This window comes from Allobosea sp. GW821-FHT12C12 (genome assembly GCF_058807355.1).
The window spans coordinates 103,703-113,736 of record NZ_JBXAQP010000017.1 but is presented as its reverse complement, the minus strand read 5'-3'; the positions used below and the strand labels follow the sequence as shown (position 1 = coordinate 113,736).

10 protein-coding genes and 1 pseudogene are annotated in these 10,034 nt (G+C 67.1%); 8 read left to right on the top strand and 3 right to left on the bottom strand.

Features of this window, described 5'->3' with window-relative positions; translation table 11 throughout:
- Both AC1RRW_RS20245 and AC1RRW_RS20240 read right to left on the bottom strand, forming a co-directional pair.
- Positions 1 to 239, bottom strand: a pseudogene (locus AC1RRW_RS20245) (ferredoxin--NADP(+) reductase); the annotation flags it as partial.
- Positions 240 to 347: 108 nt separating this feature from the next.
- Complete coding sequence (locus AC1RRW_RS20240; protein WP_492903228.1) at positions 348 to 776, bottom strand: GlcG/HbpS family heme-binding protein; 429 nt, start codon at positions 774 to 776, stop codon at positions 348 to 350.
- A 171-nt stretch (positions 777 to 947) separates the two neighbouring features.
- Here AC1RRW_RS20240 and lysM point away from each other — a divergent pair, with 171 nt between their 5' ends.
- Positions 948 to 1,391, top strand: coding sequence for a peptidoglycan-binding protein LysM (lysM, locus tag AC1RRW_RS20235; RefSeq protein WP_492903227.1), 444 nt, complete (start codon positions 948 to 950; stop codon positions 1,389 to 1,391).
- Positions 1,392 to 1,401: 10 nt separating this feature from the next.
- Here the strand turns inward: lysM and AC1RRW_RS20230 are convergent, their stop codons facing one another.
- A complete protein-coding gene (locus AC1RRW_RS20230; RefSeq protein WP_492903225.1) occupies positions 1,402 to 2,433 on the bottom strand; it encodes a hypothetical protein in 1,032 nt (343 codons plus the stop codon).
- A 243-nt stretch (positions 2,434 to 2,676) separates the two neighbouring features.
- Here AC1RRW_RS20230 and AC1RRW_RS20225 point away from each other — a divergent pair, with 243 nt between their 5' ends.
- The 7 genes from AC1RRW_RS20225 to AC1RRW_RS20195 all read left to right on the top strand — a co-directional run bounded on the left by AC1RRW_RS20225 (position 2,677) and on the right by AC1RRW_RS20195 (position 9,989).
- Positions 2,677 to 3,729 (top strand): TRAP transporter substrate-binding protein, encoded by a 1,053-nt coding sequence (locus tag AC1RRW_RS20225; protein WP_492903223.1) that lies wholly within the window; start codon positions 2,677 to 2,679, stop codon positions 3,727 to 3,729.
- 5 nt (positions 3,730 to 3,734) lie between these two features.
- A complete protein-coding gene (locus AC1RRW_RS20220; RefSeq protein ID WP_492903221.1) occupies positions 3,735 to 4,250 on the top strand; it encodes a TRAP transporter small permease in 516 nt (171 codons plus the stop codon).
- A complete protein-coding gene (locus tag AC1RRW_RS20215) occupies positions 4,247 to 5,566 on the top strand; it encodes a TRAP transporter large permease (protein ID WP_492903219.1) in 1,320 nt (439 codons plus the stop codon). The genes AC1RRW_RS20220 and AC1RRW_RS20215 overlap by 4 nt, the downstream gene beginning before the upstream one ends.
- 26 nt (positions 5,567 to 5,592) lie before the next feature.
- Positions 5,593 to 5,907: a rhodanese-like domain-containing protein gene (locus tag AC1RRW_RS20210; RefSeq protein WP_492903217.1), complete on the top strand. Its 315-nt coding sequence runs from the start codon at positions 5,593 to 5,595 to the stop codon at positions 5,905 to 5,907.
- Between the two features lie 115 nt (positions 5,908 to 6,022).
- Positions 6,023 to 8,332, top strand: coding sequence for a xanthine dehydrogenase family protein molybdopterin-binding subunit (locus AC1RRW_RS20205; protein WP_492903216.1), 2,310 nt, complete (start codon positions 6,023 to 6,025; stop codon positions 8,330 to 8,332).
- A 129-nt stretch (positions 8,333 to 8,461) separates the two neighbouring features.
- Entirely contained in the window at positions 8,462 to 8,896 is a 435-nt protein-coding gene (locus AC1RRW_RS20200) for a c-type cytochrome (RefSeq protein WP_492903214.1), read from the top strand.
- Between the two features lie 160 nt (positions 8,897 to 9,056).
- A complete protein-coding gene (locus AC1RRW_RS20195) occupies positions 9,057 to 9,989 on the top strand; it encodes a c-type cytochrome (protein ID WP_492903212.1) in 933 nt (310 codons plus the stop codon).
- Positions 9,990 to 10,034: the final 45 nt, after the last annotated feature.

Here is a 10,034-nt window from a genome sequence, read left to right as displayed (position 1 = left end):
TCGACGAGGTTGTCGACCAGGCCCTGGCCGGTGACGACCGGAAAGCCCGGAATGTCGTAGATCGGCTTCTCGGGATAAAGCTCGGCGCACTGCCCGCCGACCTTGGGCAGGATGTCGACGAGATGGGCCCTGATGTCGAGCAGGCCGAGCTCGAACACCGCAAACAACCCGCACGGACCCGCGCCAACGATCACGACGTCGGTGGTGATGACCTCACCGGCTGCGGCCTCGACGCTCATCTGATTTCCTTTGAAACATTCCAGAAATCCGGCAAACCGGACATCGCCGCGTCACATGAGGGTTTACGCGGCGTCTGGCAAGTCCCGAAGGCGAAGCGCGGCTGCGCTCTATGCGCCCGTATCGGCCGCGAGCCCGGCGGCGGCGATGCCGGCGACGGCGGCGGCCTCGTCGTTGTCGGAGGTGTCGCCGGAGATGCCGACCGCGCCGAGCAGCGCGCCCGAGACGTCCCGGATCAGCACGCCGCCGGGCACCGGCACGAGCGAGCCGCCGACCGCATGGGTCGCGGCCTCGACGAAATAGGGCCGGTCCAGCGCCATCTTGTGAATGGCGCGCGAACCGATGCCCATCGCGACCGCGCCATGGGCCTTGCCGATCGCGATCTCGCCGCGCTTCAGGCTGGCGCCGTCCTGCGCCGCGAAGGCCTTCTGCGCGCCGCGCGCGTCGAGCACCGCGATCGCCAGCGGCTTGAGGCCCGCCTTGTCGGCATAGGCGAGGGCGGCGGCCAGCAGGGTCTGGGCCTGGGCGAGGGTCAGCATGGCGGGATTTCCTTTTGCATCGCGTCTGCTTGTGCCAGCGCGCGGCGAGCCGGGAAAGCCGCCTTGCGAAGAAACTGCCTTGCGCGACCGGCCGGGCAGCGTGCAAATCCGCCTTGAACTTGTCGCCATGAGCAGGCTTGATGCCGGCGCAAGGGATAAAAGGAGACGTCGATGGGCCTGTTCAGTTTCATCAAGGAAGCCGGAGCCAAGATTTTCGGTTCGGGCGAGGCGAAGGCGGCGACGCCCGATGCGCTGCAGAAGGAACTTGCCGGCTACGGCCTGCCATCCGACGTCAAGATCGACGTCAGCGGCGACAAGGTGAAGATCACGGGCAAGGCGATGTCGACCGAGGAGGCCGAGAAGATCATCCTCGCGCTCGGCAACACGATCGGCGTGGCGCAGGTCGAATCCGATCTGATCGTCACCAAGGAAACCCCGGCCGCCGTCTTCTACACGGTCAAGAAGGGCGACACGCTCTGGAAGATCGCCGAGGCGCATTACGGCAAGGGTCAGGGCGCGAAATACACCGATATCGTCAAGGCCAACACGCCGCCGGTGAAGAACCCAGACCTGATCCAGCCCGGATGGGTGCTGCGGATACCGGCGCAGGCCTGACGCAGATCGCTCAGACCCGCGCCTTGTCTGGCAGGGCGCGGCCGATCCGGACACAACCCCAGCGACGGCCCCGGACGAAGACCGGGGCCGCGATATCGGCGACGACGCCGAGCGGCTCCCGGCCCGGTCGTCTGCGATAGGTCTGGACGAGCGCTTTCTCCGCATAGCGCGCCGCGCGCAGGCCGACCGCATCGACGCCCCGGCCATCTGCTCCGGTGTCACCGGCCGGCCCGTCTCCATGCCGCAATCGCCCGCCCGGATCGCAGGCGGTCGCGCCGTTCCGGTCCGTGGCCGCCACGTAGACGAGATCGTCGGAGGGCGGCAGCGCCCGCTCCAGCAATGCGTCGAGCCGGGATGCGAGCGAACCCGGCCCGCCATGCAATGGGGCCGGCCCCCCAGTGAACAGCGCGTTCGGATCGACGTCGCCGTCCGAGAGACCACTTTCTAGCAGGCGCTCGACCGCGTTTGCGAGATCCGTCACATGCCAGAATTCGGTTTCGTAATGCGCGGCCCAGTCCTGCAGTTCCGCCACGAGCTTTGTGGCAAGGGGCGGGTCCGAAGGCGCGAAAGCCAGGTGGACGAGGCAGTCGGCGTCGGTTGTGATGGTCGCGGCGATGGCAGGCTCGTTGCCCAGGATGAGCTTGGCCTCGGGTGAGAACCCCACCGGCAGACCGGCGACCGGAGCCAGCATGGCGCCGCCTTTGCCGAGATCGAGCAGCGTCACGGTCTCGTCGCGGTCGGCGAACCGCAGCCTGCCCGGCTTCGCCAGCGGCCAGCGCGGGCCCAGCCGGCGCTCGCCGCCCGGCAGAGCCGAAAGCGCCACCAGCAATCTGAGCCGCGCCGTCGCGCCATGCGAGGCGGTCTTCGGATTCGTGTCGATAGTGGCGAGGCTGGCCCGGATATGTGCGATGCGGCCGGCGAGGGTCCATTCCCGGGCTTCGGCGACGTCCGGCTGATGGCCCAAGGCGCGACGATTCACCTCGCGGCTGTCGTCGAGGAGCCGTTGAAGGACCGCGTCCCAGTCAGCAGGATATTCGTGCATGAGTTGATTCTCATAGCAATTTACTACTTTAGCGTGAACATGGACAGCCTGACAGAGCAGCGGCTTGACGCGAATGGTTGCCTAGACAACTATTTCACCGGGCGGGTCGACGGGCGTCGCGTTCACGCTTGCATCCGCCCGTCTTTGCCGGTCATGTTGCGGCTCGAACGCAGCAGCCCTGTCATGCATGTCGCGCATTGCAAGCCGAGCCGCGCCAACGCAGACCCCTGGGAGGGGACCACGATGAGCTTCGATCGCCGCCGATTCCTGACACTCGCCGGCTCCGCCGTCGCAGCGCCCGCCGTCTTGCGCGCCACGCGCGCCAACGCGCAGGAGGTGACGCTGCGGATGCACCACTTCCTGCCGTCGGTTTCCAACGGGCATGCGAAGTTCCTCAAGCCCTGGACCGACAAGGTCGCGGCCGAATCGAACGGGCGCATCAAGATCGACATCTTCCCGTCGATGCAGCTCGGCGGCACGCCGCCCCAGCTCTTCGACCAGGCCCGAGACGGCGTCGCCGACATCGTCTGGACCCTGCCCGGCTCGACGCCCGGCCGCTTCACCGGCGTCGAGGCGTTCGAGCTGCCCTTCGTCGCCAACAAGAAGGCCGTGGTGAACTCGCTGGCTCTGGCCGACTACGCCGAGGCCAACCTCGCGCAGGAATTCCGCGAGGTGAAGCCGATCTGCTTCTGGGCGCATGACCATGGCCTGATCCACGCCAACAAGGCGATCAAGACGATGGACGACCTCAAGGGCATGAAGCTGCGCTTCCCGACGCGGCTCGCCGGCGAGGCCCTGCGGGCGCTCGGCGTCAACGCCATCGGCATGCCGGTGCCGCAGGTGCCGGAATCGCTGGCGCAGCGCGTGATCGACGGCGCCGTCATCCCCTGGGAGGTGGTGCCTGCGCTCAAGGTCCAGGAACTGGTCAAGTTCCACACCGAGATCCCGGGTTCGCCGACGCTCTACACCGCGACCTTCATCCTCGCCATGAACCGCGCCAAATACGACGCGATGCCGGCCGATCTGAAGGCCGTGATCGACAAGAATTCCGGCGCGGCGGCCTCGGCCATGGCCGGCAAGGTCTGGGACGACCAGGCCGTCGTCGTGTCCGACATGGTGCGCAAGCGCGGCAACACGATCAGCATGATTGAAGAAGCCGAAGCGGCGCGCTGGCGCAAGACCACCGAGCCGGTGATCGAGGGCTGGCTCAAGACCGCCAAGGACAAGGGTCTCGACGGCGACAAGCTGCTGGCGAGCGCCAAGGCCGCGCTGGCCAGGCACGAAAAGGCGGCCTGACGCGCGTGCAGGGGGGGCACGCCGCGAGCGCCGACGAAACCGCCGCCAGCAGCGGCATCAGGTCCCGGATGGCCGAGTGGCTCGCCCTGTTCGGCGGGACGCTCGCCTTCGCCATGTCGGTGCTCGTCACCGTCAGCATCTTCGGCCGCTGGAGCGGACTCTACCAGATCAACGGCGATTTCGATCTCGTCCAGATCGGCACCGCCGTCTCGATCTTCAGCTTCCTTGCGCTGACGCAGGCGCGGCGCGGCAACATCATGGTCGACACCTTCACCACGCGGCTGCCGGCCTCCGTGAACCGCCTGATCGACGCCTTCTGGGACTTCGTCTACGCCGCGATGATGGCGCTGCTCGCCTGGTGCCTCATCGGCGGCGCGCGCGACACCATCTCCAACGGCACCAACTCCATGGTGATCGGGGTGCCGCTCGGGCCGGTCTTCGCGCTCTGCGTCGTGCTGTGCGCCGCCGTCTCGCTGACCGCATTGCGCACGGGCCTCAAGCTGCTCAGGGTAGGCCGATGAGCGGAGCCGCCGTCGCCGCGCTCGGCTTCGTCGCCATGCTGGTCCTGATCGGCCTGCGCATGCCGGTCGGCCTGTCGCTTCTGGTCACCGGCGCCGCCGGCTATGTCTGGCTCTCGGGCTGGCTGCCCTTCCTCTCCTACATGAAGACGAACACCTATTATCAGTTCGCCAACTACACGCTCTCGGTGATCCCGCTCTTCATCCTGATGGGCGCCTTCGCGGAGCGCTCGGGGCTGGCGCGGGACCTGTTCGTGGCGGCGCGCGCCCTGATCGGCCACCTGCGCGGCGGCCTCGCCATGGCGGTGATCGGCGCCTGCACCATCTTCGGGGCGATCTGCGGCTCATCCGTCGCCACCACCGCGACGTTCGGGCGCGCCGCGCTGCCGGAGCTGCGCCGCTACGGCTACGAGCCGGGCTTCGCCACCGGCATCATCGCTGTCGGCGGCGTCGTCGATCTGCTGATACCGCCCTCGGTGATCCTCGTCGTCTACGCGATCGCGACCGAGCAGAACGTCGCCAAGCTGTTCCAGGCGGCGTTGCTTCCCGGCCTGCTCGCGGTCGTGTTCTACTGCATCGTCATCGCCATCGTCGTCAGGCGCAATCCCGGCCTCGCGCCCGAGCTGCCGCGCTCCGAGCGGGTCGACGCCGGCTCGGCCCTGGTCCGGGTCTGGCCTGCCCTGCTCGTCATCCTCGTCGTCATCGGCGGCATCTATGGCGGCGTGTTCACGCCGACGGAGGCCGCCGCGGTCGGCACGGTCTCGATGTTCCTCGTCGGCGTCCTGATGGGCCAGCTCGCATGGGCCGACATCCGCGAGAGCCTGATCCAGACCGCCGAGACCTCAGGCATGATCTTCATCATCCTGCTCGGTTCGGAGGTGTTCAACGCCTTTCTCGGCCTGTCGCAACTGCCGACGCAGGTCGCCGAGCTGGTCGCGGGGCTGGGCCTGTCGCCCTATGCGGTGATGGCGCTGCTGCTCGGCTGCTACATCCTGCTCGGGGCGGTCATGGACGAGCTCGCCATGATCCTGCTGACGCTGCCGGTGTTCTTCCCGATCGTTTCGGGGCTGGATTTCGGCATTCCGGCCGACGAGGTCGGCATCTGGTTCGGCATCCTCGTGCTGATCGTGGTCGGCATCGGGCTGACCGCGCCGCCGATCGGCCTCAACGTCTTCGTCATCAGCGCCATCGCCAGGAATGTGCCGATCGCCAAGACCTATCGCGGCGTCATGCCGTTCCTGCTGGCCGACCTCGTCAGGCTCGGGCTGATGCTGGCTTTTCCGGGCTTCACGCTCTATCTCGTTCGTCTGCTGAACTAGCCGACCCACCCATCCGGAGGCCCGAGTTGATCGTCCACGACCTCGACATCGACGCCGTCAAGGCCGGGCTCGCCGACGGCTCCATCCTGATCGTCGACGTGCGCGAGCCGCACGAGTTCGCGGCCGGCCGCATCCCGGGCTCGGTCTCGCTGCCGCTCTCGCAATTCAACCCCGCCGACATTCCCGACGCGCCGGGCAAGCGCATCGTCCTGTCCTGCGCCGCCGGCGTGCGTTCGCGCCGGGCGCTGGAATTCGCGCAATCGGCTGGCCTCGCCATCGACAGCCACTATATCGGTGGCTTCAAGGACTGGGCCATGCGGGGCGAGCCGGTCGAGCGTTGACGAGGGACGGCCGTCGCGCTTGCGCCCGGCGCATTGCCCCATATCGTCGTGCGGGGCTGACCTTGCCGTTTTCCTGAGCCAGTTTCGCATTCGAATGATCTGAGGATTTGAGCCTATGCGCCCGATGAAGTTTGGATTTGGACAGCCGGTTCGCCGTGTCGAGGATCACCGGCTGACGACCGGCGCGGGGCGCTACACCGACGACACCGCCGTCGAAGGCGCGCTGCATGCCTTCTTGCTGCGCTCGCAATATGCCCATGCCAGATTCACGATCCGCGACAAGGAAGCAGCGCGCCGGATGAAGGGCGTCAAGCTGATCCTGACCGGCGAGGACGTCGCCCATCTCGGCAACATTCCCTGCAAGGGGCTGATCAAGACGCTCTCGGGCGAGCCGGTGACGCCGACCGATGTGCCGGTGCTGCCGGTCGACACGGTCCGCCATGTCGGCGAGGCGGTCGCCTTCGTCGTCGCCGAGACGCTGGCGCAGGCGCGCGACGCCGCCGAGGCGCTTGACATCGACTGGGAGTCGCTGCCCTCCGTGACCGGCATTTCCGAGGCGCTCGACCCGAAGGCGCCGCAGGTCTGGCCGGACCGCAAGGGCAACATCGCCTTCGAGGCCGAACAGGGCGACCGCAAGAAGACCGAGAAGGCCTTCGCCAAGGCGGCGCGGACGGTGTCGGTGACGATCGTCAACAACCGCCTCGCCTCGAACTACATGGAAACGCGCGCCTGCATCGCCGAATACGACAAGGGTTCCAAGCGCTGGACCCTTACGCTCGGCAGCCAGGGCAGCCACGGCACGCGCGATATCCTCGCCAAGAACATCCTGAAGGTCGATCCCGCCCGTATCCGGGTCGTGACGCCGGATGTCGGCGGCGGCTTCGGCACCAAGATATTCATGTACCGCGAATATCCGCTGACCATGGTCGCGGCCGAAAAACTCAAGCGTCCGGTGCGCTGGGTCGCCGACCGCACCGAGCATTTCCTCGCCGACACGCATGGCCGCGCCAATCTGGCGACCGCGACCATGGCGCTCGACGCGAAAGGCAAGTTCATCGCGCTCAGGGTCGATCTCGCCGCCGAGATGGGGGCCTATCTCTCGCAGTACGGACCGTTCATCCCCTGGGTCGGCACCACGATGACGCCGGGCTGCTACAACATCCCGGCCGTGCACGTGCATTTCCGCGGCGTCCTGACCAACACCACGCCGGTCGACGCCTATCGCGGCGCTGGCAGGCCGGAGGCCGCCTATCTGATCGAGCGGCTGGTCGACGCCATCGCCATGGAGACGGGCAAGACCCCGGACGCCGTACGCGCGCGGAACTTCGTCAAGCCGAGCGAGATGCCGCACAAGACGCAGACCGGGCCGACCTATGATTCCGGCGAGTTCGAGGGCCATATGCGGCGCGCCATGGAGGTGGCCGGCTGGAAGGGCTTCAAGAGCCGTCTCAAGGCCTCGGCCAGGGCCGGCAAGATCCGCGGCATCGGCATGGGCTGCTATATCGAGGCTTGCGGCGGCGGCGGCCCGGAAAGCTCGACCGTGATCCTCGAGAAGGACGGCATGGTCACCGTGCTGATCGGCACGCAGTCGAACGGGCAGGGCCACGAGACCGCCTATTCGCAGCTCGTCTCGCAGCATCTCGACATTCCGATGGACCGCATCCGCGTGATCCAGGGCGACACCGACAAGGTCGAGACCGGATCGGGCACCGGCGGCTCGCGCTCGATCCCCGTCGGCGGCGCGGCGCTGAACAAGGCGACCGAAATCCTGTCGGACAACCTCAAGCAGTTGGCCTCCGAAAAGCTGGAGGCCGGCGTCGGGGATCTGGAGATCGTCGACGGCGCGGTGCGCGTCGTCGGCACCGACAAGGCGCTCGATCTCGCCGCGATCGCGGCGCTGCCCGGCGCGACCACGGCGATGCTGCGGGTTCATCAGAGCTGGACACCGCCGGAGGCGACCTATCCGAACGGCACCCATGTCTGCGAGCTGGAGGTCGATCCCGCGACCGGCAACACCGAGATCCTGAACTACGTCGTTGTCGACGATTTCGGCGTGACGCTGAACCCGATCATGCTGCAGGGCCAGGTCCATGGCGGCGCGGGGCAGGGCATCGGCCAGGCGCTGATGGAGGAGATCAGGTTCGATTCCTCCGGGCAGATGCTGACCGCGACCTTCATGGACTACGCCCTGCCGCGCGCGATCGACATCCCGAACTTCCATTTCGAGACCCGCAACGTCCGCTGCGTCACCAACGCCATCGGCGTGAAGGGCGCGGGCGAGGCGGGTGCGATCGGGGCCTGCCCGGCGGTGATGAACGCCATGGTCGATGCGCTGAACCGGGCTGCCGGGATCAAGGCGATCGACATGCCGGCGACGCCGGTGAAGGTCTTCAACGCGCTGAAACAGGCGGGCTATCCGCTTTGATGCAAGATTGGACTTGCTGCAATGCGGATCCAATCGCGTGATTGCGACTTGGCGACACGGCGCTCTTGCTATGAGTTTGAGTCGTTCTAAACGGGGCCGTCTTCCAGAGCCCTCGCAAGGGGTTCACGCATGATCCGTATCGCTCTCGTCGCCGCCAGCCTCGCTATCGGCCTCACCACCGTCGTGGCACAGTCCGATCCGGTCGCCGAGCGCAAGAATGCGATGAAGGGCGTCGGCGCCGCGACCGGACTCGGAGCCAAGATCGCCAAGGGCGAGGAGGCTTTCGACGCCGCCAAGGTCCAGGGCATCTTCAAGACCTATGTCGACGCCGCCAGAAAGATGCCGACGCTTTTCCCCGACAATTCCAAGACCGGCGGCGACACCTCGGCCGGGCCCAAAATCTGGGAGGACGCGGCCGGCTTCAAGGCCGCCTTCGTCAAGTTCGAGGCCGACGCCACCGCCGGCGCGACAGGCGCGACCGACCTCGCCGGTTTCCGAACCGCCTTCGGCAATGTGACGAAGAACTGCGGCTCCTGCCACGAGATCTATCGCATCAAGAAGTGACGCGGCGCGGTCGCTGCCGTCATGCGATGGGAGCTTCATGGAGCGGGCCGCCGGCGCGGGCGGCTCGCTTCTCGCCTCCGCAAGGCGCGATGCGACGAACCTTCTCGCCGGCTGGCGCGTTCGGTTTGGGTTGGTGTGAACTGGAATGGGTCGAGGTTCGATGCGCCGGCTTCCGATAACGCTCGCCGTCTTCGCCGTGCTCGGGCTCGCCGGCTTCATCGTGCTGACCGATCCGCGCCTGGTCTCGCCTTCGCCGCAGATCGGCACGCTGCCGGCGCCCGATATCGAGAACGGCAAGCTGCTTTTCGCCGCCGGCGGCTGCGCCTCCTGCCATGCGACGCCGGGCCAGGACGACAAGCTGAAGCTCGGCGGCGGGCTCGAACTCGGCTCGCCCTTCGGCAAGTTCAACGCGCCCAACATCTCGCCGCATACGCGCGACGGCATCGGCAACTGGGGCGTCAAGGACTTCGTCGACGCCATGGCGCGCGGCGTCTCGCCGTCGGGCCAGCACTATTATCCGGCCTTCCCCTACACCTCCTACCGGCTGATGCCGCCCAAGGCGCTGGCCGACCTCTTCGCCTATATCCGCACGCTTGCGCCCGTCGAGGGCAGGGCGAAGGACCACGAGTTGGCTTTCCCATTCAACATCCGCCGCATCGTCGGCGGCTGGAAGCTGCTGTTCTTCGACGGCGCGCCGTTCAAGGCCGACGCATCGAGGAGCGAGGAGTGGAATCGCGGCGCCTATCTCGTCAACGGTCCCGGCCATTGCGCCGAATGCCACTCCAACCGCAACGCGCTCGGCGCGATCGTCCAGGCGACGCGCTTCGCCGGCGGACCCGATCCGGAAGGCAAGGGCTTCGTGCCGAACATCACCCAGGCCGAGAGCGGCCTCGCCAAATGGTCGAAGAGCGAGATCGCAGAGCTTCTCAAGAGCGGCTTCACGCCGAGCTTCGACAATGTCGGCGGCAAGATGGCGGCGGTGGTGCGCAACACCGCGCAGTTGTCCGACGCCGATCGGCTGGCGATGGCGGAATATCTGAAGTCGCTGCAGGCTGTGCAGGGGCCGCCGAAGCCGGTGAAGACGGACGGGTAAACGACGCCGACCATTGCGTTTGCTGAAGGCGAATGGCAGGAAACC

What these genes read in the sequence shown, in the direction of transcription:
- AC1RRW_RS20215 (WP_492903219.1), top strand. Translation starts at nt 4,247, where the DNA reads ATGAGCGGAGCCGCCGTCGCCGCGCTCGGCTTCGTCGCCATGCTGGTC.
- AC1RRW_RS20205 (WP_492903216.1), top strand. Translation starts at nt 6,023, where the DNA reads ATGCGCCCGATGAAGTTTGGATTTGGACAGCCGGTTCGCCGTGTCGAG.
- AC1RRW_RS20200 (WP_492903214.1), top strand. Translation starts at nt 8,462, where the DNA reads ATGATCCGTATCGCTCTCGTCGCCGCCAGCCTCGCTATCGGCCTCACC.
- AC1RRW_RS20225 (WP_492903223.1), top strand. Translation starts at nt 2,677, where the DNA reads ATGAGCTTCGATCGCCGCCGATTCCTGACACTCGCCGGCTCCGCCGTC.
- AC1RRW_RS20195 (WP_492903212.1), top strand. Translation starts at nt 9,057, where the DNA reads ATGCGCCGGCTTCCGATAACGCTCGCCGTCTTCGCCGTGCTCGGGCTC.
- lysM (WP_492903227.1), top strand. Translation starts at nt 948, where the DNA reads ATGGGCCTGTTCAGTTTCATCAAGGAAGCCGGAGCCAAGATTTTCGGT.
- AC1RRW_RS20230 (WP_492903225.1), bottom strand. Translation starts at nt 2,433, where the DNA reads ATGCACGAATATCCTGCTGACTGGGACGCGGTCCTTCAACGGCTCCTC.
- AC1RRW_RS20240 (WP_492903228.1), bottom strand. Translation starts at nt 776, where the DNA reads ATGCTGACCCTCGCCCAGGCCCAGACCCTGCTGGCCGCCGCCCTCGCC.